Raw genomic sequence first — 21,402 nt, forward strand, 5'->3', positions numbered from 1 at the left:
TGGGGCAGCGGCTGGGTGGCCCACTGCGACACGGGGGGGGCGCGGCGGGGGCGGGGGGGGGGGGGCCCGCCGCCCACCACCAGGCCAGCCCGCCCGCCACGGCGGCGAGGGCGATGCCCAGCACCCAGGGCGAGGGCCCCCAGGTGTTCGGCTTGCGCTCGCGCGGTCGCGTCATGAGGGTCTGCCTTCAGCTCATGGTGCGGCGGGGTTGGACGTCGAGATCGCCCAGCCCATGCGCTCATGCCCGTACTGGTTCCAGATCGGATTCTTGCCGTTGCTGATGGTGGTGTAGCGCGCCGCGCCCGAGCCGGTGGTGCCGCCGAAGATGCCGGCCGACACGGTGCCGCCGCTGTAGGTCGGGTGGGTGTCGTCGGACTGGATGTAGTCGTAGCTGCTGCTGGCCGAGACGAACTTGGTGTTGGCGTCGCGCAGCGTGGGCTTGAGCGTCACCGTGATGCGGTTCACATAGCTGGCCTCGCTCTCGCCGGGCACCCAGCGCAGGGCTTCGGAGTCGATGACGCCGTCGCCGTTGCTGTCGTAGTCGGCGCCCATGTACTGCGCGAAGTTGTCCGCGCAGTTGAAGCCCTTCTGGCGGGCGTACTCGCACATCCAGTAGTTCATCGTCGCCAGCTTGGGCAGGAAGCGGTCGCGCATGTTGACAGCGGCGCCCGTCGTGGCGTCCTTGCAGCTGCTCTGGGTGTTGTCGGCGTTGTAGCCGGGGTAGTGCAGATTGGAGATCTGCTTGAGCTTGACGCCCGCGTAGGCGTTGGCGTTGATGAAGTCCATGGCCGCGGCCACATAGGTCTTGCAGTTGTTCACGGCGGCGTCCATGCCGGCGTAGTTGCAGGTCCCGGTCTGGCTCTTGAAGGCGGAACGCGCCTGCAGGCCGTCGTTGCCGCACATCTCGAAGGTGACGACGCGGGTGGACGCCGCCTGCATATAGGACTTCTCGGCGACGATCTTGTTGCTGTAGACATCGGAGGCGACGGCGCCCGACTTGGCGCGGCGCACGCTCTCGATGCTGGCATTCCACTTGGCCGCGAGGTATTCGGCGTCGACGGTGGGCGCCGAGTACTTGGCGGCGTTCAGCACCGAGCCGTTGTAGCCGGCATAGATGGAATCGCCATAGGCCACGATGCGGTATTTGGCCGTCGTGCCGGCGCGGTCGATGGTCCAGGACACGTTCTGGGTCAGCGTGCTGGCAGAGGCCGGTGTGGCGCATAGGGCCGCCAGCAGTGGCACGCCCAGTCGGCAGGCGGCGCGGCCCAGGGCTGCGCGAAGGGAAGTCCTCATCTGTGTCTCCTAGCCTTGTGTTTGCGGGGAACGAACAGAGCGTCCGGCCGCGCGTCGGCAAGGCCGGAACCACGAACAACACCTCACGCTAGCACCGCGTCTGCGGGGTGAATTGGGGACATTCCCTTTGTGTGCGCTGCAGCATGAGGGACAGGGGAACACGGGTAATACGACCGCATCGCGATGTCGAGGCGGCGGCGAAGATCGCGCACTCGCCGTTCACCGCGACTGCCGCGGCCCCGACCTTCTCATGACCGAATTCATCGCCTTTGTGGCGGCCTTGCTGGTCGTCAATGTGCTGGTGTCGCGCCGCGTCGTCGCGACGGGGCGGCGGGTGCGCCTGCCGGTGGGCATGTTGCTGGCGGCGATCTGGCTGTTCCCGATGGGGGGCGCCTTCATCGCCTTCCTGTCCACGCCGTGGCGCCGTGTCGTGGACCAGGTCGTCGCCGATGCGGGCGGGCGCGAGCAGCATCATGGACGGGTCCCCGCGCCGCAGGAGCTGGTGCACCCGTCGGGTGGTGTCCCCTTCTCCTTCATGGACCATCTGCAGTGGGGTCATGAGCTGCCGGTGCTGGACTGGCGGGCCCTGGAGCTGTGGGCACGGGGCGACGAGGCGAAGTCGGCGAGCGATGAGCAATACGTCGCCGCGCTCGAGGACGGGCGTCGGGCCTGGTTGCTGCATCTGGGCGAGGCGCTGGGACCTCATATGGGCCTGCTGGCAACGGACGAGGCCTTCGTGCTGTCGCCGCTGACGGAGCGCGAAGAGCGGGCCACCGCCGACTACGTGCGTACGGCCAAGTTGCGCGTCGGGCGCCTGCTTGGCTCCCTGGCGAGCTTTCCTGCGGGCCAGCGCAGCCTCGTGCTGGTGCTGGACAGCGAGGACGACTACTACCGCTATGTCTCGCTCTACTACCCGGACGGCGAGTTCGCCGTCTCGGGCGGCATGTTCATCGACGCGGGCTGCCCGCACTTCGTCGTCGTGAGCGCCCAACTGGGCCTCATCGAGCCGGTCATTGCCCACGAGTTGACGCACAGCGCACTGGCCCACCTGAGACTGCCGCGCTGGCTGGACGAGGGCATTGCCGTCAACAGCGAGCGCCGCGTTGCCGGCCCTCGGCCGTCGCTACATACGGCCCTGGAGCTGCATGCCCTGCTGCGCGAGCACTGGAGCGCGGCCAAGGTGCAGCTGCTGTGGTCGGGCGAGTCCTTTCTTCGCGCCGACGACGACACGCTGCTGTCCTATGAGCTGGCGCGCATCCTGGTGGAGCAGATGGCGCGGGACTGGGACGGCTTTGCCGGCTTCGTGCGTGCGGCCGCCCATGCGACGGACGCCGGCGCTGCCGCCGCGCGCGAGCTGCTGGGGGTGGACCTGGGTGTCTTTGCGGCGGGCTTGGTGGAGGCGTCCTCGCCCGCGGGCTGGGCCCCGCAGCCCGAGTCCTGGCGCGGCGCCCTCAGTACAGCCGGATCGCCGAATCGAAATGCCAGGTGCGGCGGATCTCGATGACGTCGTATTCGCGGGCCAGGGCCGGCGGGAACGCCGGGTAGTTGGCCTGGCTCTCGATGACCTTGCGGATGGCCTCGTCCAGGGCCGGCACGCCGCTGGAGCGGTAGAAGCTGACGGACTCCACCGTGCCATCGGCGCGGATGGCGACCGTGACCAGCGGGTCGGTATAGGGCTGCTTCAAGGCCTCGCGGACCAGGTCGAAGGTCTGGTTGAACTGGATCTTGCGGGCCCAGGCCTCGGCATAGAGCACCATCTCGGCATTGGCGTCGGCGCGGCCCCACAGGCGGCCGCGGCGCAGGCTGCTCCAGGACGAGGGGCGCGTGTCCTGGGCCTGGCGGGCGGCGTCACGTTTCGCGGCCTCGTCGTTGAGCTGCTGGCCGATGGCGCGCAGCCGGGCCTCGCGCTGTTCCTCGGCGGCCTTGGCCTCGGCCAGCTTGGCCGCCGCGGCGCGAGCGGTTTCCTGGCGTGCCGCTTCCTGGCGGCCGGCCTCCTGGCGCGCCGCTTCCTGCCGGGCGTTTTCGGCGGCCTGGCGGCTGGCCTCGGCGCGGGCGGCTTCCTGGCGAGCCGCGTCCTGGCGTGCGGCCTCCTGACGGGCCGCTTCCGCTCGAGCGGCCTCGACGCGTGCCGCCTCTTGCCGCGCGAGTTCCTGCTGGGCCGCGGCGCGGCGTTCCGTTTCCAGCCTGGCGGCTTCGGCGCGTGCGGCTTCCTGCTTCGCGACCGCCTGGCGCTCCGTCTCCAGCCTGGCCGCCTCTTGCCGTGCCGCTTCCTTGCGCGCTGCCTCCTGCTTGGCGGCTTCGAGCCGCTCCGCCTCGGCCTGGGCCGCGGCGAGTTTTTCGGTCTGCTGCTGGGCCTGCTGCTGGGTTTCGCCGCCGGCGCGCGCCAGCTGCGCCAGCTCGGCGGCGCGCTCGCGGGCTTCGCGGTCCTGGACGGGGCGGGCGCTGTCGTCACGGGTCAGCGCGGTCAGCGCGCTGGACTCGGCGGCAAGGGCGGCCACCACGGGCGCCGAGGCCGGCAGGGCGGGCGGCACCGTCCAGGTCGGGTCGCGCGGGCGCTCGACGGCAATCATGGCGAGTGGTGTCGGTGCCGGCGGTGGCGCCTCGATGGTGGTCGAGGTGGCCGGCGCTGCCGCGGCCTCGACCGGGGTCTGAGCTTCGGTGGGGGGCGTGGCTGGCGCCGGCAGCGGCTGCGCTTGCGCGGCCGGCGCGGGTGCCGGGGTGACGAGCACGACGTGCAGGTCCGGCACCTCGGCACGTCGGGCCTGCCAGGGCAGGCTCAGGCCCGGCAGGCCCAGGCTTGCGCCGCCGAAGGTCAGGCTCAACAGCAGGGCGTGGAAGACCAGCGAGACGCCCCAGGCCAGCCAGGGGCGGGACGGCGCGCGTCGCCGCGGCCAGGGCACCAGCGTCGGCACGCGGGAGGGATGGCTGGACCAGCGGCTCAAGCCGGCCCCATCAGGCGGGGGCGGTTCAGCTCGGGGAGGGCCTGGCAGCGCATGCGTCCATTGTCATCAGCCGTACCGGCCGATCCGGGGGGCACCCCGAAATAAGGGGGCCGGCCTGTCGCAACCCGGGTCGCAAAGACGTCTGTTCCAGACAAGCCTGCGATTCACTGCAAAAACGCCGCCCCGGGAGGTCCCATGAAACCCCTGTTGCCCAAGACGCCGTATCACCTGCTGACCCTCAGCTCGCTGTTCGCGCGCCGACGGCCGGCTCGGGTGGAGCCCGTGCTGGCGCAGGACACGCGCATGCCCGACGAACCGGAGCTGCAGGCGCTGCAGGCCCTGGCCAGCACCCAGATGGGGCGCCTGGCCGCCGAGGTGGCGCTGGAAGAGGGCAGCCGCCGCCAGTACGCGGCGCGGGATGAAACCGTGGTGGTGGAGTCGCGTCGTTAAATGGGCGTTCGCAGCGCCTCGCCGCGCTGCCAGGCCTGCACATTGGCGATGAAGTTCTCCACCGTGGCCCGGATGGACTGCGGGGACCAGCCCGCCACATGGGGCGTCAGGATGACGTTGTCGAAAGCCAGCAGGGCCTCGGGCGGCCTGGGTTCGCTCTCGTAGACGTCCAGGGCCGCGCCGGCGATCCGGCCGGCCTGCAGCGCCGCGGCCAGGGCGGCGGTATCCACGCAGCTGCCACGGGCGATGTTGACGACATGGCCGCCCGCGCCCAGGGCCGCCAGCACCTCGGCGTTGACGATGTGCCGGGTGGCCGCGCCGCCGGGTGTGGCCACGACGAGGTCGTCGGCCCAGGCCGCGAGGGCCGTCACGCTGTCGAACCAGGTCGCGTCGCCGGCGCCCTCGCGCGGACGGCGGTTGTGATAGCCGATGACCATGCCGAAGGCGGCGGCGCGTGCAGCGATCTTCAGGCCGATGCCGCCCAGGCCGACGATGCCCAGGCGCCGGCCCCTGAAGTTGGGAAACAGCGGCAGGTCGTCGCGCCAGACGCCGGCGCGCAGGGCGACACCTTGCTGGGGCAGGGCGCGCACGCTGGCCAGCAGCAGGGCCAGGGTGTGGTCGGCCACGCAGTCGTCGTTGGTGCCGGCGCCATTGCTGGTGAGCACGCCCGCTGCCTTGGCGGCCGCCACGTCCAGGTTCTCGTAGCCGGCGCCCAGGGCGGCCAGCAGCTTCAGCTTCGGACAGGCGGCGATCTCGGCCGCCGTGAAGCCGACGCTGCCGTTGGTCAGCACCAGCTCGAAGTCGGCACCGCGGGCCGCGATGGCGGCGGCGCGCGAGGCCGGGTCCGGGGCCTCGACGACGGTGAAGCGCTCGAGCAGCAGGGCCTTGTGTTCGGCGGCGATGGGAACGAGGAGGAGCAGGGTCAGCATGGCGGGGGGCCGGGGTCAGAATGCGCCCATCATGGCCGAACCCGTCTACTTCGCCTCGCCCGAGGAATTCCGTGCCTGGCTGGCCGAGCATGCGGATCAAGCCGGCGAGCTGGTGGTCGGCTTCCACAAGGTCGATACCGGCATTCCCAGCATGACCTGGCCGCAGTCGGTCGACGAGGCCCTGTGCGTCGGTTGGATCGACGGCGTGCGCAAGCGCGTGGACGAACTGCGCTACCAGATCCGCTTCACGCCGCGCCGGCCGACCTCGATCTGGAGCCGCGTCAACATCGATCGCGTGGCGGTGCTGACGGCCGAGGGCCGCATGCGGCCGGCGGGCCTGGCGGCCTTCGACAAGCGGACCGAGCGGCGCAGCATCATCTACTCCTACGAGCACGAGGGCGAGGTAGTGCTGCCGCCCGAGCTGGAGAAGCGCTTCCGGCGCCACCGCAAGGCCTGGGCCTGGTTCGAGGCCCAGCCGCCGGGCTGGCGGCGTCAGATGCTGCGCCGCGTCTTGAGCGCCAAGCAGGAGGCGACCCGCGACCGCCGGCTGGAACTGCTCATCAAAGCGGCCCTCGAGGGCCGGCGCCTGGAATAAGGCGCCCCAGATCCCGTCCGGGGGCATGCCGAATGGCTGGCCGCGCGGCCGCGCCCACAATCACGCCACTTCAAATTTCCCGCTCCACCATGAAACGACTGCTGCTGCCCGCGCTGCTCTCGGCGACCCTGGCCGCCCACGCCGCCGGTGAAACCCCGCTCGACGCCCTGCCCTACACGCCCAGCCTGGACGTGACGGCCATGGACCGCACGGCCGACCCCTGCGAGGACCTCTACAAGTTCGCCTGCGGCTCCTGGACCCAGGGCAACCCCATCCCGGCCGACCAGTCACGCTGGTCGGTCTACGCCAAGATGGCCAACGAGAACCAGCGCTATCTCTGGGGCGTGCTGAACAAGCTGGGCCAGCCGGGCGCCGAGCGCAGCGCCACCCAGGCCAAGCTGGGCGACTACTTCGCCGCCTGCATGGACGAGGGTGCCGTGCAGAACGCCGGCCTGAAGGGTCTGCAGCCGCTGCTGGACCGCATTGGCGCGCTGAAGGACAAGAAGGACCTGCCGGTGCTGCTGGCCGAAATGCAGCAGGCTGCCGGCAACAGTCGCCTCTTCTTCGGCTTCAGCGCCGGCCAGGACTTCGCCGATGCGACGCGCCAGATCGCCTTCGCCTCGGCCGGCGGCCTGGGCCTGCCCGACCGCGACTACTACCTGAAGCGCGACGACAAGACGGCCAAGATCCGCACGGCCTACCAGGCCCATGTGGCCCGCCTGTTCGAGCTGCTGGGCGATGCGCCCGAGGCCGCCAAGGCGGGCGCCCTCAGCGTGCTGGCCACCGAGACGGTGCTGGCCAAGGCGTCCCTGTCCAAGGTCGACCAGCGCGATCCCTACAAGACCTTCCACGTCGTCGACGCGCGCGGCCTGAAGGCACTGATGCCCGGCTTCGACTGGGCCGCCTACCAGGCGGCTCTCGGCACGGCGCCCTGGCATGAGCGCTACAACGTCACCGAGCCGGCCTTCTTCAAGGCCCTGGGCGCGCGGCTCAAGACCATGAGCCTGGCCGACGTGAAGACCTATCTGCGCTGGCAGCTGGCCAGCAGCCTCAGCCCCGCCCTGGACAACGCCTTCGTGCAGGCCAACTTCGACTTCTACGGCCAGACCCTGCACGGCACGCCCCAGCTCAAGCCGCGCTGGAAGCGCTGCGTGCAGCTGGTCGACGTGCAGCTTGGCGAGGCCCTGGGCCAGGAGTTCGTGGCGCGCAACTTCACGCCCGACCTGAAGGCCGCCACCGTGCAGATGACCGACGAGATCGAGGTCGCGATGGGCCGCTCCATCGACAGCTTGAGCTGGATGAGCGCCGAGACCAAGGCCCGCGCCCACGCCAAGTTGAAGGCCATCGTCAACAAGGTGGGCTACCCCGAGCGCTGGCGCGACTACGCGGGCTTCGCCGTGCAGCCGGGCGACTTCCTCGGCAATGTGATGCGCGGCAACGCCTTCGAGGCCAGGCGCCGCCTGGCCAAGATCGGCCAGCCGCTGGACCGCGGCGAGTGGGGCATGACGCCGCAGACGGTGAACGCGTACTACGACGCGCAGATGAACGACATCAACTTCCCCGCCGCGGTCCTGCAGGCGCCGCTGTACGACGCCGCGCTGGACGAGGCACCCAACTACGGCAACACCGGTGGCACCATCGGCCACGAGCTGACCCATGGCTTCGACGACGAAGGCCGCCAGTTCGACGCCCAGGGCAATCTGAAGAACTGGTGGACCAAGAAGGACGGCCAGGAGTTCGAGAAGCGCGCCGCCTGCGTGTCCGACCAGTACGCCACCTACACCGTCGTCGACGACATCAAGATCAACTCCAAGCTGACGCTGGGCGAAGACCTGGCCGACCTCGGCGGCCTGATCCTGGCCTGGGAAGCCTGGAAGGCGCACATGACCGGCAAGACGCTGGAGAACCGCGACGGCCTGACGCCGGAGCAGCGCTTCTTCGTCGGCTTCGCGCAATGGGACTGCGCCGACGCCCGCCCCGAGGCCCTGCGCGTGCAGGCCAAGATCGACCCGCACTCGCCGGCCAAGTGGCGCATCAACGGCGTCGTCGTCAACATGCCGGAGTTCGAGAAGGCCTTCGCGTGCAAGCCGGGCGCCAAGCTGGTGAAGAAGGCGGGGGAGCACTGCAAGGTGTGGTGATGCTGGCGGGCTGACGGTGTCGGCCCGCGTCGCCCTCGGGGCGCCTCAGTGGTCCAGCACCAGGTGCATATCGCGGATCACGGGGCCCCAATGCCGGGAGTCATTGCGAATGAGGGTCGCAAACTCCTCGGGCGTGGTGGCCTGTGCGCGGGCGCCGGCTGTCTCCAGGAACTGGCGCAACGCATCCGAGTTCACGGCGTTGGCCAGCCCTTCGTTCAGGCGCTTGAGCACCGCTTCGGGCGTCCCGGGCCGGGCCACCAAACCCATCCAGGCCTCGCCATTGAAGCCTGGATAGCCTTGCTCGGCCACTGTGCGAACGTCGGGGAACTGCGCCACGCGCGTTCTTCCCGTGACGGCCAACGCACGCAGCCTGCCGCTCTGCACCAGCCCGGCCAGGACGGGCACCGCGTCGATGAACAAGGGCACCTGGCCAGATGCCACCTGCACCACGGCGTCGGCGCCTGTCTTGTAGGGAACGACCGAGAAGGAGGTGTGCGTGACCGCCATGAGCATGCCCAGCACGACGTGCGGCGGGCTCGCGTTGGCGGGAACCGCGAAGTCGACATCGCCAGGCTTGCGTTGCGCGATCGAGACCAGCTCGCCCAGCGACCGTGCCGCGAAGCCGGGATGCGCGACGATCATCATCGCGCCGCTCATGACCGTGCCCACGGGTTGAACGTCCCGCACGACGTCGTAGGGCAGGTCGTGGAACAGATGGGGGTTGAAGACCAGCTGCGACATCGTGGCAAGCGCCAGCGTGTAGCCGTCGGCCGGTGCCTTGGCGAACCCGCTCATCGCAGCGATGCCACCGGCGCCCGGACGGTTGTCGATGACGACCGGCTGCCCCCATTGCGCCGACAGGCCCTCGGCCAAGCGGCGCGCGACCTGATCGGGGAAGCTGCCCGCGCCGGCGCCCACGATGAGATGCACGGGCTTGTCGGGGAAGCCTTGGGCGTGGGCGTCGAGGCTGACGCATTGGCACAGGGCCAGCAGCAGCGCCGGATGCAGTTTCAGATTCATGGGGAGCCTTGAAGGTCAGGTGTCGGCGTCAGCCGATGTGTCACATGGGGGGCGAGATTCGTGTTGTGCGCCGCCAGAATCGTCGGCCCGCCCTCCAGCGAGACCACCCACGTGAAGACACCGCGCCGCGGTGAGCGTGCCTTGCCGTCGGGATCGCGGTCGCCTTCCATGCACCATTCGACATGCTGCAGCGCGAGCCCCGCGCAGGCCAGGCGCGCCGAGCTGCCCAAGGTCGTCCACTTGCTTTCGCGCATTTGCGTGCGATGCAGCTGCCGATGGTGCCCAAGGAATTCGGCACGGCCGCGAAGCCACAGGCCGGCCACGGTCACGAAGTCCACGTCCGCTGCGATCGATGCGGCGATGGCGTCCATGTCGTGACGGTTCCAGGCCTCCTGCCAGCGAATTGCCAGGTCCCGCAGGCCTTGCGCGCTGGCGGGGTCAAGTGGGCAAGACGGTGTTTGCATGGCAAGGGCTCGGTGCGTTCAGCGCATCGTGATGCAAAACTTGGGGTGCGCACAGGGCCGCGGCGGCACGACATTGATGCCAGACTGTCTGCAATCCGGCAGCCGATCCTTTGGGGAGCCTTATGGGCATCGACAAGTTGAGGGCCATCACCTACTTCGTGCGCACCGTCGAGGCCGGCAGCTTCGCTGCTGCGGCCCGCGAGATCGATGTCAGCCCTTCAGCGCTGAGCAAGGCCCTCACATCGCTCGAAGCCGAGATCGGCTTCACGCTGTTCGCGCGGTCCACGCGCAAGCTGTCGCTGACCGCGGATGGTGAGGCCTACCACGCCTGCTGCCACGACATGCTCCAGCAGCTCGAGGCCAGCGAGCTGTCGGCCCGGCGCGGCCTGGTGCGCGCGCATGGCACCTTGCGCTTTGGCGTGCATCCCGCCATGCGCTTCGCGCTGCTGCCGCGTCTGGACGGGTTTCTCGCGCAGCACCCCGACTTGAAGCTGGACATGATTTCTTCCAATGCCGCGTCCTCGCTGTTCGATCACGGCCTGGACGTCGTGCTTTGCATCGGCGACTTGCCGGACTCCAGCCTCATGGCAACCCGCCTCGGTTGGGCTCAATTCGTCATCTGCGCGTCGCCTGCCTACCTGGCGCGGCGGGGCTCGCCGCCGGATCCCGAGGCATTGGGCACTCACGACGCCATCGTCTACACCATGCCCGATGAAGAGGCCGCCACGCGATGGGAGATTCAGCGGGGCGCGCAACGGCGCGTCGTCTCGCCCACCATCCGGCTGGCCGTCCGCGATGGCGCGGGCGCAATCGATGCCGCGATCAATGGCTGCGGCCTCGCGCGGCCCTACGAACTGGCCGTGCGCCCAGCTCTGCAGTCCGGCGTGTTGCGCCGCGTGCTGCCCGAATGGGAAAGCCCTCGGCAACCCGTCTATGCCGTCGTGTCGAACCACCGGCGCCAACCCGCCAAGGTCAGGGCTTTCGTCGAGTTCGCCCGCACGGTGGTGTGACCGCGCTGCGGGGATCGGGGCGCCTGCAGGCAGCCGCGCTAGGACAGCAGCTTGATCAGCGCGTCCGGATGGATGGGCAGGGCGGCCAGCCCGGCGGCGCCCATCAGCATGCCGAAGAAGGTCGGCACCAGCGACACGAAGAAGAGCGGCCACAGCCCCGTCAGCGCGGTGACGGCCAGCATGGCGATGGCCACGGCCAGCAGCGCGTCGGACAGGTCGAACTGGTCGTCGCGGTAGTTCAGCGCGTCGTAGTTCTGCTGCGCGGCTTCGGCCTGGGCCTTCAGCTCGTCGCGCTTCTTGAGCTGGTCGGCCGCCTTGGCGCGGGCGTTGGCGATGGCCTGGTCGTAGGCCGCAGCCTGCGCGGCGGGTGCAGCGGCCTTGGCGAGCTCCAGCTGGGTCGCCGAGGCCTCGGCCACGTCGGCGCGGATGGTGCGGGACTGGAAGTAGGCCCAGTAGTCCAGCTTGTCGGCCTGGGCCTGCTGCATGGCCTGCACGATGTTGTCGTCCTTGACCTTGCAGATGCCCATGAAGGTGGCCAGCACGGCCACGGTGATGGCGACGGCGGCATTCAGCCGGGCGGTGCTGCGGGTCTTGGCTTCGGCCGCGCGGTCGATGACGTCCTTGGGATCGAGATCCATGATGTGATGGCGATGTGGTCAGCGGCCGCACTATGCGCTCAGCGCGGCCCCTGTCTGTGGCAATCTCGCGGCCTTGAGTTCTTCTGCAAGCCGAATGAAAGCCAAGTCGCTGCTGCTCCTGCTGTTTGCCGTCTGCGCCGCCGTGCGAGCGGAGCCGGTCGGCTTCGCGCTCGTGGCGCCGCAAGCCCGCGAGGTCTTCCTGGCCGGCGAGATGACCGACTGGGATCAGCACAAGCGACCGATGACACGCGATGCCGAGGGCGTCTGGCGACTGCAGCTGGACCTGGCACCGGGCCAGTGGCTCTACAAATTCGTCGTCGATGGCCGCTGGGTGCACGACCCGGCCACGCCCGACCACGACGCCGATGGCCAGGGCGGCCAGCATTCCTTCATCTTTGTCGGCAAGGGCGCGTGGACGCCCCCGGATGCGGGCCGCGGCCAGGTCGAGACTCACGAGGTGGCGTCGGCCGCCTTCGGGCGCGGCGACAAGGTCAATGTCTATCTGCCGCCGGGCTTCCGGCGCGGCCAGGACCTGCCGGTGCTGACTCTGCTGCATGGCGGCGGCATGGACGCCGACCAGTGGTTTCGCACCGGGCATGTCGAGCGCTATGCCGACCACCTCATCGCCAGCGGCCGCGTCAGGCCCTTCGTCATCGTCATGCCCAGCAACAACGGCCAGCGCTACGACGGTGCCGCCGGGCGCTTCATCGTCGACGAGCTGCCGGCCTGGCTGAAGGATCGCTACGGCCTGTCGCCGTCGCGGGCGCAGTCTGCCGTGGCCGGCATGTCGCTCGGTGGCTATGGCGCGGTCAGGCTGCCGCTGGCCGCGCCGCAGCGCTGGGGCTATGCCTATGCGATTGCGGGCTGGTATCCGCAGGAGCTGATCGCCGAGGTCAGGCGCGCCGGCAAGATGCCCGTCGAGCTGGTGATGCGCTGCGGCACCGAAGACGACCTGCTGCCCGGCAACCGCGCGCTGCTCGCCACGCTGAGTGCCCAGGGGCAGAAGACCGACTACCGCGAGGACCCCGGTGCCCACACCTTCCACTACTGGAGCCGGTTGACGGCCGAGATGCTGGAGGGCGTGGACGCCTACTTCCGCCGCGCCCAGCCCTAGTCGCGCAGCCACCGCTGCATGCGCGGATAACCGGCCTCGCCACCCAGCCGGGTCATGCCGGCCTGCGCCAGGCCGGTCGCACCGGGATAGACGCCCATCGCATAGGTCAGCGCCAGGCCGGCCGAGTGGCCGTGGTAGCCGCCCGGGTGGAAAAGCAGCTCCGCAGGCAGGCCGAGCTGGGTCAGTGCGGCCCAGGCCCAGGCGGTGGCCTCGGCCTCGCCGCGATGAGGGATGGCGGGATCGTCGGCGAGCTGGTCGTCCAGCGTTGCGCGCAGTGCCGCCGGTGTCGTCGCGATATGGCCGGCCTCGTGCAGCAGGTCGCCCGGCCAGCGCAGCGCCGCGCGGTCCACCACCAGGGCCCCGGCGACGAGGCGGATGCCTGGCAGAAAGCTGTCGGCCGGCACCTCGCCATCGCGCACGGTGATGCCGATGCTGGCAAGGAAGTCCAGCAGGATCTGCGTGGTGTCGGCGGCCCTCATGTCAGCTTTCGACGGTGCCGCGGTATTCGGGCCGAGCGCCGGGCCGTTCCCAAGCCGGCCCGCTTGATGCTGAAGGCGGCTCAATGCCGCCTTCAGCATCGTCCCCGCGCGGGACCGGCCAGGAATGCCCGCGTTCAGCGGCGCAGGTCTGGACGAGGGGCAGTTTCATCTCATGCCTGCACCACGTTGCGGCCCTGGTGCTTGGCACGGTAGAGGGCCGCGTCGGCCCGCGCCAGCACGACGTCGCCGCTGGCTTCGCCGCGCTCGGCCTCCGCGATGCCGAAGCTGGCGCTCAGATGCCAGTCCTGTTCCAGCCAGCGCAGCGGGGCTTCGTCCACCAGCATGCGCATGCGCTCGGCCACCAGGGCGGCGCCGGCAATGTCGGTGTCGGGCAGCAGCACGCAGAACTCTTCGCCGCCAAGGCGGCCGAAGCGGTCCACCTCGCGCACGCAGGGCTGCAGCTCCTGCACCATCTGGCGCAGGGCCGCATCGCCGGCGGCGTGGCCCAGGGTGTCGTTGAGCTGCTTGAAGCGGTCCATGTCGATCATCACCAATGCATAGCCCCGGCCGCGCCTGAGCCAGGCGTGGGCCTGGTCCAGGGCCTGGTCGAAGGCACGGCGGTTCAGGGTGTCGGTCAGCGGGTCGCGTTCCAGCAGGCGCTCGATGCGGTTGATGAGGCGCATCAGCACGAGGAAGGCCAGGGTCGCGTTCTGCAGCAGGGCCAGCGCCAGCGTGGCCCACAGGAAGCCGAGGTTGAAGTCGGTGGGGGCGCGCAGCCCCGGCGTGCGGCCCGGGTTGATGAAGGTTTCCAGGCAGCGCGCCGCCATCAGCGCCGCGATGAGGAAGAGGGGCAGGGACAGCGTCGCCGGCGTGCGTCGGCCGCCGGCCGCGCGGCTGAGGTTGCGCCAGGCCGCGATGCCTGCAATCAGCGTCAGGCCGGCGCCCGCGCCGTTGACGATGCGCGCCTGCCAGTGCAGGTCGCCCTCATAGGGTTGGGCCAGTAGCAGCAGGGCCGCGGCGGCCACCACGAGGGCGCCGGGTTTCCAGGCCAGGTCGCGGGTCGTGATGCCGGGCACGGCCGCGCCCAGCAGCGCGAAGGAGGTGACGGCGAGCACGTCGGCAGGCCAGTAGCTCAAGGCGTCGGGCAGCACGCCGCGCAGCACGTGCAGGGTCAGCGAGGCCGAAGCCGCCGCGTTGGCCGCGGCCATGGCCAGCGAAGCCCGCGGCGCGATGCGCGCGACCAGGGCCAGCGCGATCCAGACGAAGGCCGCCACGCCCGCGATCAGGATGATGGCGGCCAGCAGGGTCTGGGTCTGGGTGGTGGTGATCATGTGGCGGCCATTTCGCCCAGCAGCGCCGCCACGCAGACGCGGTTGCGGCCTTCGGCCTTGGCGCGGTAGAGCTCGGCGTCGGCGCGGGCCAGGCCGATCTCGCCGCGCGCATCGCCGGCCACCGGCAGGGCCACGCCGAAGCTGGCCGACAGCGGCAATTCGACGTCCTTCCAGCGCAGCGGCTGGGTCGCCAGGCTGCTGCGCAACCTCTCGGCCACGGTGGCGGCACTGGCGAGGTCGTCCGGCCCGGCGAGTGGCAGCAGGGCGCAGAACTCCTCGCCGCCCAGGCGGCCGAGGCGGTCCACCTCGCGCAGCCCGGCCTGCCAGACGCGCACGCAGTGCTGCAGGGCCGCGTCGCCGGCCTGGTGGCCATGCTGGTCGTTGATGCGCTTGAAATGGTCGATGTCGATCATGGCCAGCGCGAAGCCGTGGCCGCGCTGCAGCTGGGCCTGGGCTTCGTTGAGGGCCTGCTCGAAGGCGCGGCGGTTCAGCGCACCGGTCAGCGGGTCGCGGTAGGTGAGGTGCTGGATGCGCGTGATGAGGCGCCAGATCATCAGCGCGATGAGGCTCAGGGTGATGCAGGCCGTGATGACGAACCACAGCGCCGCGCGAGCCGGCGTCGGCAGCTCGCCGTTGACGAAGTGGTCGTCCCAGCCCGGCACGAACAGCAGCTCGGCGGCATGGGCCACGCCGACGGCGACCAGGGCCACGAAGGGCAGGGCCGTGCAGGCCGTGACGACGCGCGACAGCTGGTGGCCGATGCCGCGGATGACTTCGCGCACCGCCAGAGCGCCGAGCAGGGTCGCGCTGAGCGTGCTGGCGAGCTGCGGCGCCAGGCCGGAGCCGGCGGCCATGCCCAGCGTGATGCCGAGGATGCCCAGGCCGGTGATGGCGTTGAGGTCGCGCGGGCGCTGGCGGCTGCGCAGCATGCGCCTCAGGGCCATCAGCAGCAGCACCATGCAGGCCAGCAGGCCGAACTCGGGGATGGCCTGTTGCGCAAGCGCGGGCCAGCCGGCCAGGCAATTGCCGCAGCCTTGCGAGGCGATGCGCACCAGATGGGCCGCGGCCATCAGCCGGCTGGCCCGCGGGGCGATCTGGAAGGCCTGGGCCAGCGTCAGCCACGCCAGTGCCGCCATCAGATTGAAGAGGGCGCTGACCTTGAGGACCGTCGGGACGTCGAGGAAATCCATGCAGATTGGTGTGGGGCCACGCATCTTCACCGACCCGCCACAATCGTGGCCATGTCGGCTTGGGTATTGATCACCGGGGGATCGCGAGGCATAGGCGCCGCGACGGCGCTGTGCTGCGCCCGCGCCGGCTGGGACGTGGCCATCAACTATGCCCAGGATAGCGCCGCGGCCGAGGCGCTGGCGGCCGGATTGCACGGACTCGGCTGCCGCGCCCTGACCCTGCAGGCCGATGTGGCCGACCCGGCCCAGGTGGCGTCGATGTTCGAGCGCCTCGACGCGGCGGGCGGGCGGTTGGCGGGTCTCGTCAACAACGCCGGCATCGTTGCACCGGCGGCGCGGCTGGAGGCGATGACGCCCGAGCGCTGGCGCCGTCTCTTCGACGTCAACGTGATGGGCACGCTGCTGTGCTGCCAGCAGGCTGCACGGCGCATGAGCACCCGGCACGGCGGCGCGGGCGGGTCCATCGTCAACCTCAGCTCACGCGCGGCCGAGTTCGGCTCGGCCGGCATCTATGTGGACTACGCCGCCACCAAGGGTGCCGTCGACACGCTGACCAAGGGCCTGGGGCGGGAGCTCATCGGCGAGGGCATCCGCGTCAACGGCGTGCGGCCGGGCATCATCGAGACGGACATCCACGCCGCCAGCGGCATGGATGCCGGCGCCGCCGCGACGACCATTCCCATCCAGCGCCTGGGCCGGCCCGACGAGATCGCCGAGGCCATCGTCTGGCTGCTCGGCGACGCGTCCAGCTACACGGTGGGCACGCTGCTGGACGTGGCGGGCGGGCGCTGAGGTTCAGCCCCGCGCCAGCAGCGCACGCACCTTGGGCAGGGCGGGGTCGCGATCGCTGCCGGCCAGCTCCGGCTGCTCGAGTTCGGGCAGGGCTTCGTCGGGCTGCAGGCCGCGGTTCTGCAGCAGTTGGCCGCCCGGCGTGCGATAGAAGGCCGTGGTCAGCTTGATGGCGGTGTTGGGCGACATCTGGCGAACGGTCTGGATGCTGCCGCGGCCGAAGGTCTTGCTGCCCAGCAGCCTGGCGCGGCCGTTGTCGCGCAGCGCCGCGGCGATGATCTCGGCGCCCGAGGCCGTGCCGCCATCCACGAGCACGACCAGGGGCAGGCGCGTCAGCTCCTCCGGCCAGGCTTCCTGAGAAGCCCGCGATTTGCGCCGGGCTTCCTCGCGGTCGGCGGTGTAGGTGTGGTTGGCCTCGGGCAGGCGGCCCTCGGTGCGGGTGACGACGGCCTGTTCGGGCAGGAACATCGCGGCCACTTCGATGCTGGTTTCCAGCAGGCCGCCGGGCGAGCGGCGCAGGTCCAGCACCAGGCCGGTAAGGCGCCCGCCCTGCTGCAGTTCGCGGAAGGCGGCGCGCAGCTCGGCGGCGGTGTTCTCGCGCAGGCCGCGCACGCGCAGGTAGCCGAGGTTGCCCGCCCAGCGCTGGCCGGTGACGGGCTTGGGCCGCACCGGCTCGCGCACCAGCTTCAGCGTGCGCGGCGTGGACTCGCCGGGTCGGCGGATCGTCAACGTCAGCTCGCTGCCGGGCTTGCCCCTCAGCCGCGCGACGGCCTGGTCGAGTTCGGTCTCCTCCAGCGACTCGCCGTCGATCTCGAGCAGGTAGTCGCGCGGCTTCAGGCCCGCCCGCTCGGCCGGCGAGCCCTCGTGCGTGGAGACGATCGCCGGCAGGCCGGCCCGGTGCGTCAGGTCGACACCGATGCTGGCCGAGTCCGCCGGGCGCGGCCCCCTCAGGTCGGCCAGTGCCTGGGCTTCGAGGAAGGCCGAGGCGCTGTCCAGCTCGCTGAACATGCCTTTGGTGCAGGCGGCGATCAGGCGCTTCTCGTCCACGGGGGTGACGTAGTCGCTGCGGATCAGCCCATAGGCCGCGGCCAGGGTCTGCATCGCGTCAAGGGGCAGGGGTGAAAGCTTGCCGGTCGACTGCGCGTGGACGGCGGGCGTGGCGGCGAGCAGCAGGGTGAGGAGGCTGAAGCGGAGGTCGGGAAGACGGGCCATGTCGGAAGGGGAGGGAAAGGGAGAAATGGGGTTCAGCGCTTTTCGACCAGCGTCGACTCCAGGCTGGCGTCGTCGCGCAATCGCGCGGCCGTCGCGCGCGCCTCGTCGGCGCTCGGGAAGGGGCCGGCGCGCAGCCGGTGCAGGCCGGCCTCGCGAACGATGGTGAGCAGTGGCATCAGGCTCATGTCGGCCTCGGCGATGCGCTGGCGCAGGCTTTCGGCGCCGTCGAGCCGCGCGAAGGCCCCGAACTGCAGCCAGTAGCCGGGCCCGGTGGCCAGTGGGACGCCGGTGGTCTCGCGCTGCGGCGCGCCGGGCGGCGTGTCCGGCACGAAGACGGGCGGGGGCTCGTCGGCGGGGCGGGACCAGTTGCCGGCGCGGATCTCGGCATAGGTGATGCGCCTCACCTCGACGGCGGCGACGCCGTGCAGCAGGTCGAGCTTGAGGGCGGCGGTGTAACTCAGGTCGATGACGCGGCCCTTGTGGAAGGGACCGCGGTCGTTGACGCGCACGATGACCTCGCGGCCGTTGGCCGGGTTGCGCACGCGGGCATAGCTGGGGATCGGCAGGGTGGGATGGGCGGCCGTCATCGCATACATGTTGTAGACCTCGCCGCTGGCCGTGGGCCGGCCGTGGAATTTGCGGCCATACCAGGAGGCCAGGCCGCGCTCGGTGAAGGGGGCGTCGTCGGTGATGGGCTTGTAGCGCTCGCCCGCCACCTCATAGGGCTTGTTGGGGCCGCCGTTGCGCACGGCCTCGATGCGCGGCAGCGCGTCGGGCAGCCTGGCCAGGTCGGCCGGCGGATTGGGCAGGGGGCCGTCGCGGTCGATGCCGACGCTGGGTACCGTGGGCTTGCTGGCGCAGCCGGTCATCAGCGCCAACGCCAGCAGCGCCAGGGCCAGCCCAGTATGCTGCGCGCTGTTCCTCCAATGTCGAAGCCATGCCATGAGCAATTTCGTCTTTCCTCCGGCCGAGATTCCCAGCGCTGCCGTGCGTGGCACGGACGCCCGTTACGCGGTCAGCCGCATCTTCTGCGTCGGCCGCAACTATGCCGATCATGCCCGCGAGATGGGCGCCGACCCGACGCGCGAGCCGCCCTTCTATTTCACCAAGCCCGCCAGCGCGCTGACCGCCTCGGGTTCGACGGTGCCCTATCCCACCGAGACCAGCAACTACCACTACGAGATGGAGCTGGTGCTGGCCATCGGCGCGCCCGTGTTCAAGGTCTCGCCCGAAGCGGCCGTTGCGGCCATCTGGGGCTATGCGGCGGGCCTGGACATGACGCGCCGTGATCTACAGGCTGCGGCCAAGGCGGCCGGCAAGCCCTGGGACACCGCCAAGGGCTTCGACCAATCGGCCATCCTCAGCGAGATCGTGCGCAAGAGCGAACTCGGCACGCTGGAAAAGGGCGCCATCACGCTGGCCGTCAATGGCGTGGAGAAGCAGCATGGCGACTTGGCCGACATGATCTGGAACCAGGCCGAGATCGTCTCCAACCTGTCCCACCTCTACCACCTGCACCCCGGCGACCTGATCTACACGGGCACGCCGGCCGGCGTGGGTGCCGTGGTGCCGGGCGACGTGCTGGTGGGCCGCATCGAAGGCCTGGGCGAGATCCGGCTGACCGTCGGCCCGGCGGAGTGACGGGCATGTTTTCTGCCGAAGAGACGCTGGCACAGGCGCGATCGCGCAATATCCACGAGGCCCTGGCCGAGGACATCGGCAAGTGCGACTGGACGGCCCTGCTGGTGCCGGCGGGCCGGCGCGTGGCGGCCCAGGTGCGCGTGCGCGAGGCGGCGGTGCTGTGCGGGCGCGACTGGTTCGACGGCGTGTTCGCGGCGCTGGACGCGACGGCCCGCATCGAATGGCTGTACGACGAGGGTGCGCTGATGACGGCGGACAGCGTCGTCTGCCGCATCGAGGCCGACGGCCGTGCCCTGCTGTCGGCCGAGCGGCCGGCGCTGAACTTCCTGCAGCTGCTGTCGGGCACGGCGACGACCACGCGCACCCATGTCGACGCGGTGGCGGGCGCGAGCACCAATCCGAAAGGCTGCGCCATCCTCGACACGCGCAAGACCGTGCCGGGCCTGCGCCTGGCGCAGAAGTACGCGGTGCGCGTGGGCGGCGGGCAGAACCAGCGGCTGGCGCTTTACGCCGGCATCCTCATCAAGGAGAACCACATCGCCGCGGCCGGCGGCGTGGGCGCGGCGCTGCAGGCCGCGCAGGCGCTGAAGGCCGGCGTGGAGATCCAGATCGAGGTCGAGACCATCGCCCAGCTGCACGAGGCGCTGGACGCCGGCGCCGTCAGCGTGCTGCTGGACAACTTCAGCGAAGCGCAGATGCGCGAGGCCGTGGCGGTGAACGTGGCAAAGACGGCCGGCCGCGCCCTGCTCGAAGTGTCGGGCGGCGTGGCCCTGGATCAGCTGCGCTGGATCGCCGCGACCGGCGTCGACCGCATCTCGGTCGGCCGCCTGACCAAGGATGTCAGGGCTGTCGACTATTCGATGCGGGTGCTCGGGCCGGTCTAGAGGTTACGGGCGGCTGCGGCGGCGCAGCAGGCCGAGCAGGGCCAGGCCGGTGAGGCCCAGGGTGCCAGGCTCGGGCAGGCGACCCGGCACGGCCGCGCCGGCCACCAGGAAGATGTCGCCGAAGCCGCCGGTGTCGCAGGGGCCGACGGAGCCGCCGCCCGCCAGCGCGGGGCCGGCGCCCTTGACGCCGGTGTTGAAGCAGCCCATCCAGACCTGCACCGACAACGTGTCATAGCCCTGGCTCTGCAGCGACTGCAGGTCGAGCGTCGGCAGGTAGTTGATGAACTCGGTCGTGTTGGACGCCTGGTTGGTGTTGACGAGCTGTCCGCCGTTCGGGCAGCTGGAGCCGTCGGGCGACGGATACGACACCTTGTCGTCGACGACGCAGATGGCCCCGACCGTCAGTGCGAAATCGCTGGCGCCGGGCGTTGTGATGGCGCTGCCGTCGAAGGTCTTGGTCGACGAGAAGGCGCCCGGATCCTTGAAGATGTCGTTCGGATCCAGAGCCTGTGTCTCGAAGTACTTGTTGCCGAGGTTGCCGTCGGTGTCGCGCACCGTGACCAGCGCCCAGATGGGGATGCTCGAGGTGGCGTTCTGCGGGTTGTTGAAGTCGAAGGCGATGGCCATCTGGTGGTAGGCCCCACCGAAGGTCAGCTTCTGGTTCAGGGCGCTGATGCTGGTGTCCCAGCTGAACGGCGTATCGCCCGCCAGGCCGCCGTTGTTCGACGGGTCATTGCCGTCGCCGGTGAAGAAGTACTTCTTGTTGCCGCCGTTGTTGGTCGAGAAGCCGTTCTCCGAGGGGTTCAGCTGGTCACCGTTGTTCAGGATGTTGCCGTTGTTCGACGTGACGACGATGGTGTCGAGCAAGGCACCCTGGCTGGACGGGAATCCGTACGGCGCCGTGAAGCCGGCGTAGCCCCGGGAAGCCAGGTTGTCCAGCACCTTGGTGGAACAGGACACGAAGTTGCCGTAGGTCGCGCACGCCGAGTTGGGCGACGGATAGGAGGGTGTGTAGACCGGCAGCGGTGCTGCGCTGGCCAGGCCGGCCGGGAGGAGCAGGGCCAGAAGCCACTGCGGACGGGTGCCCCAGGACGTCTTCTTCATGTTCTACCTCTCACGCGAAGTGATGTCTTCGCAATGAGAAATGAGCATTTATCGGGCCAGACCCCCTAAGTTGTTGATTTCGGCGCCGTTGACTTTTTGACTCCTGTAGCGGTGTCAAAGGGCTCGACAGCCTTGAATGGGTGGGACACCGTTGTCAACCTTCGCATGCGGCGATGGCG

Annotated in this window: 21 protein-coding genes; 9 read left to right on the forward strand and 12 right to left on the reverse strand. The window is 70.2% G+C overall.

Annotated features, from left to right (window positions below; all coding sequences use genetic code 11):
• Positions 1 to 192: 192 nt before the first annotated feature.
• Positions 193 to 1,293, reverse strand: a complete 1,101-nt coding sequence (locus tag AC3WOE_RS18035) for an SGNH/GDSL hydrolase family protein (protein WP_492692360.1) — start codon at positions 1,291 to 1,293, stop codon at positions 193 to 195.
• Positions 1,294 to 1,543: 250 nt separating this feature from the next.
• Here AC3WOE_RS18035 and AC3WOE_RS18040 point away from each other — a divergent pair, with 250 nt between their 5' ends.
• Positions 1,544 to 2,797, forward strand: a complete 1,254-nt coding sequence (locus AC3WOE_RS18040) for a hypothetical protein (RefSeq protein ID WP_492692361.1) — start codon at positions 1,544 to 1,546, stop codon at positions 2,795 to 2,797.
• Here the strand turns inward: AC3WOE_RS18040 and AC3WOE_RS18045 are convergent.
• Positions 2,745 to 4,235 carry a TonB family protein gene (locus AC3WOE_RS18045; protein ID WP_492692362.1) on the reverse strand — a complete coding sequence of 497 codons (1,491 nt, stop codon included), beginning with the start codon at positions 4,233 to 4,235 and terminating at the stop codon, positions 2,745 to 2,747. The two genes, AC3WOE_RS18040 and AC3WOE_RS18045, sit on opposite strands and share 53 nt — an antisense overlap.
• Positions 4,236 to 4,430: 195 nt before the next feature.
• Between AC3WOE_RS18045 and AC3WOE_RS18050 the strand changes: the two genes are divergently transcribed.
• Complete coding sequence (locus AC3WOE_RS18050) at positions 4,431 to 4,685, forward strand: hypothetical protein (protein WP_492692363.1); 255 nt, start codon at positions 4,431 to 4,433, stop codon at positions 4,683 to 4,685.
• On the opposite strand, the gene AC3WOE_RS18055 is transcribed toward AC3WOE_RS18050, so the two are convergent.
• The gene (locus AC3WOE_RS18055; RefSeq protein ID WP_492692365.1) at positions 4,682 to 5,614 is read right to left on the reverse strand and encodes an NAD(P)-dependent oxidoreductase; all 933 of its coding nucleotides are present in this window, start codon (positions 5,612 to 5,614) and stop codon (positions 4,682 to 4,684) included. The two genes, AC3WOE_RS18050 and AC3WOE_RS18055, sit on opposite strands and share 4 nt — an antisense overlap.
• A gap of 31 nt (positions 5,615 to 5,645) precedes the next feature.
• On the opposite strand from AC3WOE_RS18055, the gene AC3WOE_RS18060 reads away from it, so the two are divergent.
• Together AC3WOE_RS18060 and AC3WOE_RS18065 are read left to right on the forward strand one after the other, a co-directional pair.
• Positions 5,646 to 6,209 (forward strand): YdeI/OmpD-associated family protein, encoded by a 564-nt coding sequence (locus AC3WOE_RS18060; protein WP_492692367.1) that lies wholly within the window; start codon positions 5,646 to 5,648, stop codon positions 6,207 to 6,209.
• An 89-nt stretch (positions 6,210 to 6,298) separates the two neighbouring features.
• Positions 6,299 to 8,347 (forward strand): M13 family metallopeptidase, encoded by a 2,049-nt coding sequence (locus AC3WOE_RS18065; protein ID WP_492692369.1) that lies wholly within the window; start codon positions 6,299 to 6,301, stop codon positions 8,345 to 8,347.
• 45 nt (positions 8,348 to 8,392) lie between these two features.
• On the opposite strand, the gene AC3WOE_RS18070 is transcribed toward AC3WOE_RS18065, so the two are convergent.
• On the reverse strand, positions 8,393 to 9,367 hold the full coding sequence (locus AC3WOE_RS18070) for a Bug family tripartite tricarboxylate transporter substrate binding protein (protein WP_492692371.1): 975 nt from the start codon (positions 9,365 to 9,367) through the stop codon (positions 8,393 to 8,395).
• The gene (locus tag AC3WOE_RS18075) at positions 9,364 to 9,831 is read right to left on the reverse strand and encodes an SgcJ/EcaC family oxidoreductase (protein WP_492692373.1); all 468 of its coding nucleotides are present in this window, start codon (positions 9,829 to 9,831) and stop codon (positions 9,364 to 9,366) included. The genes AC3WOE_RS18070 and AC3WOE_RS18075 overlap by 4 nt, the downstream gene beginning before the upstream one ends.
• Before the next feature lie 122 nt (positions 9,832 to 9,953).
• Between AC3WOE_RS18075 and AC3WOE_RS18080 the strand changes: the two genes are divergently transcribed.
• Positions 9,954 to 10,841, forward strand: a complete 888-nt coding sequence (locus AC3WOE_RS18080) for a LysR family transcriptional regulator (RefSeq protein WP_492692374.1) — start codon at positions 9,954 to 9,956, stop codon at positions 10,839 to 10,841.
• A 38-nt stretch (positions 10,842 to 10,879) separates the two neighbouring features.
• On the opposite strand, the gene AC3WOE_RS18085 is transcribed toward AC3WOE_RS18080, so the two are convergent.
• Positions 10,880 to 11,479 carry a DUF4337 domain-containing protein gene (locus AC3WOE_RS18085; protein WP_492692376.1) on the reverse strand — a complete coding sequence of 200 codons (600 nt, stop codon included), beginning with the start codon at positions 11,477 to 11,479 and terminating at the stop codon, positions 10,880 to 10,882.
• A 94-nt stretch (positions 11,480 to 11,573) separates the two neighbouring features.
• Here AC3WOE_RS18085 and AC3WOE_RS18090 point away from each other — a divergent pair, with 94 nt between their 5' ends.
• Positions 11,574 to 12,593 carry an alpha/beta hydrolase gene (locus AC3WOE_RS18090; RefSeq protein WP_492692378.1) on the forward strand — a complete coding sequence of 340 codons (1,020 nt, stop codon included), beginning with the start codon at positions 11,574 to 11,576 and terminating at the stop codon, positions 12,591 to 12,593.
• On the opposite strand, the gene AC3WOE_RS18095 is transcribed toward AC3WOE_RS18090, so the two are convergent.
• The 3 genes from AC3WOE_RS18095 to AC3WOE_RS18105 form a co-directional block, all read right to left on the reverse strand.
• A complete protein-coding gene (locus tag AC3WOE_RS18095; RefSeq protein ID WP_492692380.1) occupies positions 12,590 to 13,072 on the reverse strand; it encodes a hypothetical protein in 483 nt (160 codons plus the stop codon). The genes AC3WOE_RS18090 and AC3WOE_RS18095 overlap by 4 nt on opposite strands.
• Positions 13,073 to 13,242: 170 nt before the next feature.
• Positions 13,243 to 14,403: a GGDEF domain-containing protein gene (locus tag AC3WOE_RS18100; RefSeq protein WP_492692381.1), complete on the reverse strand. Its 1,161-nt coding sequence runs from the start codon at positions 14,401 to 14,403 to the stop codon at positions 13,243 to 13,245.
• The gene (locus AC3WOE_RS18105; protein WP_492692383.1) at positions 14,400 to 15,593 is read right to left on the reverse strand and encodes a GGDEF domain-containing protein; all 1,194 of its coding nucleotides are present in this window, start codon (positions 15,591 to 15,593) and stop codon (positions 14,400 to 14,402) included. Before AC3WOE_RS18105 ends, AC3WOE_RS18100 begins: the two co-directional genes overlap by 4 nt.
• A gap of 51 nt (positions 15,594 to 15,644) precedes the next feature.
• Here AC3WOE_RS18105 and AC3WOE_RS18110 point away from each other — a divergent pair, with 51 nt between their 5' ends.
• Positions 15,645 to 16,385 (forward strand): SDR family oxidoreductase, encoded by a 741-nt coding sequence (locus AC3WOE_RS18110; protein WP_492692384.1) that lies wholly within the window; start codon positions 15,645 to 15,647, stop codon positions 16,383 to 16,385.
• Between the two features lie 3 nt (positions 16,386 to 16,388).
• On the opposite strand, the gene AC3WOE_RS18115 is transcribed toward AC3WOE_RS18110, so the two are convergent.
• Together AC3WOE_RS18115 and AC3WOE_RS18120 are read right to left on the reverse strand one after the other, a co-directional pair.
• Entirely contained in the window at positions 16,389 to 17,594 is a 1,206-nt protein-coding gene (locus AC3WOE_RS18115) for a S41 family peptidase (protein ID WP_492692385.1), read from the reverse strand.
• A gap of 32 nt (positions 17,595 to 17,626) precedes the next feature.
• On the reverse strand, positions 17,627 to 18,538 hold the full coding sequence (locus tag AC3WOE_RS18120) for a septal ring lytic transglycosylase RlpA family protein (RefSeq protein WP_492692386.1): 912 nt from the start codon (positions 18,536 to 18,538) through the stop codon (positions 17,627 to 17,629).
• Here AC3WOE_RS18120 and AC3WOE_RS18125 point away from each other — a divergent pair.
• The gene (locus AC3WOE_RS18125; RefSeq protein WP_492692387.1) at positions 18,537 to 19,235 is read left to right on the forward strand and encodes a fumarylacetoacetate hydrolase family protein; all 699 of its coding nucleotides are present in this window, start codon (positions 18,537 to 18,539) and stop codon (positions 19,233 to 19,235) included. The genes AC3WOE_RS18120 and AC3WOE_RS18125 overlap by 2 nt on opposite strands.
• A 5-nt stretch (positions 19,236 to 19,240) precedes the next feature.
• Positions 19,241 to 20,119, forward strand: coding sequence for a carboxylating nicotinate-nucleotide diphosphorylase (gene nadC / locus AC3WOE_RS18130; RefSeq protein ID WP_492692389.1), 879 nt, complete (start codon positions 19,241 to 19,243; stop codon positions 20,117 to 20,119).
• Positions 20,120 to 20,122: 3 nt separating this feature from the next.
• On the opposite strand, the gene AC3WOE_RS18135 is transcribed toward nadC, so the two are convergent.
• Positions 20,123 to 21,223 (reverse strand): PEP-CTERM sorting domain-containing protein, encoded by a 1,101-nt coding sequence (locus AC3WOE_RS18135; RefSeq protein WP_492692390.1) that lies wholly within the window; start codon positions 21,221 to 21,223, stop codon positions 20,123 to 20,125.
• Positions 21,224 to 21,402: the final 179 nt, after the last annotated feature.

This window comes from Roseateles sp. FW305-36, assembly GCF_058787015.1.

What these genes read in the sequence shown, in the direction of transcription:
- AC3WOE_RS18035 (WP_492692360.1), bottom strand. Translation starts at nt 1,293, where the DNA reads ATGAGGACTTCCCTTCGCGCAGCCCTGGGCCGCGCCGCCTGCCGACTG.
- AC3WOE_RS18040 (WP_492692361.1), top strand. Translation starts at nt 1,544, where the DNA reads ATGACCGAATTCATCGCCTTTGTGGCGGCCTTGCTGGTCGTCAATGTG.
- AC3WOE_RS18050 (WP_492692363.1), top strand. Translation starts at nt 4,431, where the DNA reads ATGAAACCCCTGTTGCCCAAGACGCCGTATCACCTGCTGACCCTCAGC.
- AC3WOE_RS18055 (WP_492692365.1), bottom strand. Translation starts at nt 5,614, where the DNA reads ATGCTGACCCTGCTCCTCCTCGTTCCCATCGCCGCCGAACACAAGGCC.
- AC3WOE_RS18060 (WP_492692367.1), top strand. Translation starts at nt 5,646, where the DNA reads ATGGCCGAACCCGTCTACTTCGCCTCGCCCGAGGAATTCCGTGCCTGG.
- AC3WOE_RS18065 (WP_492692369.1), top strand. Translation starts at nt 6,299, where the DNA reads ATGAAACGACTGCTGCTGCCCGCGCTGCTCTCGGCGACCCTGGCCGCC.
- AC3WOE_RS18070 (WP_492692371.1), bottom strand. Translation starts at nt 9,367, where the DNA reads ATGAATCTGAAACTGCATCCGGCGCTGCTGCTGGCCCTGTGCCAATGC.
- AC3WOE_RS18075 (WP_492692373.1), bottom strand. Translation starts at nt 9,831, where the DNA reads ATGCAAACACCGTCTTGCCCACTTGACCCCGCCAGCGCGCAAGGCCTG.
- AC3WOE_RS18080 (WP_492692374.1), top strand. Translation starts at nt 9,954, where the DNA reads ATGGGCATCGACAAGTTGAGGGCCATCACCTACTTCGTGCGCACCGTC.
- AC3WOE_RS18085 (WP_492692376.1), bottom strand. Translation starts at nt 11,479, where the DNA reads ATGGATCTCGATCCCAAGGACGTCATCGACCGCGCGGCCGAAGCCAAG.
- AC3WOE_RS18090 (WP_492692378.1), top strand. Translation starts at nt 11,574, where the DNA reads ATGAAAGCCAAGTCGCTGCTGCTCCTGCTGTTTGCCGTCTGCGCCGCC.
- AC3WOE_RS18095 (WP_492692380.1), bottom strand. Translation starts at nt 13,072, where the DNA reads ATGAGGGCCGCCGACACCACGCAGATCCTGCTGGACTTCCTTGCCAGC.
- AC3WOE_RS18100 (WP_492692381.1), bottom strand. Translation starts at nt 14,403, where the DNA reads ATGATCACCACCACCCAGACCCAGACCCTGCTGGCCGCCATCATCCTG.
- AC3WOE_RS18105 (WP_492692383.1), bottom strand. Translation starts at nt 15,593, where the DNA reads ATGGATTTCCTCGACGTCCCGACGGTCCTCAAGGTCAGCGCCCTCTTC.
- AC3WOE_RS18110 (WP_492692384.1), top strand. Translation starts at nt 15,645, where the DNA reads ATGTCGGCTTGGGTATTGATCACCGGGGGATCGCGAGGCATAGGCGCC.
- AC3WOE_RS18115 (WP_492692385.1), bottom strand. Translation starts at nt 17,594, where the DNA reads ATGGCCCGTCTTCCCGACCTCCGCTTCAGCCTCCTCACCCTGCTGCTC.
- AC3WOE_RS18125 (WP_492692387.1), top strand. Translation starts at nt 18,537, where the DNA reads ATGAGCAATTTCGTCTTTCCTCCGGCCGAGATTCCCAGCGCTGCCGTG.
- AC3WOE_RS18120 (WP_492692386.1), bottom strand. Translation starts at nt 18,538, where the DNA reads ATGGCATGGCTTCGACATTGGAGGAACAGCGCGCAGCATACTGGGCTG.
- nadC (WP_492692389.1), top strand. Translation starts at nt 19,241, where the DNA reads ATGTTTTCTGCCGAAGAGACGCTGGCACAGGCGCGATCGCGCAATATC.
- AC3WOE_RS18135 (WP_492692390.1), bottom strand. Translation starts at nt 21,223, where the DNA reads ATGAAGAAGACGTCCTGGGGCACCCGTCCGCAGTGGCTTCTGGCCCTG.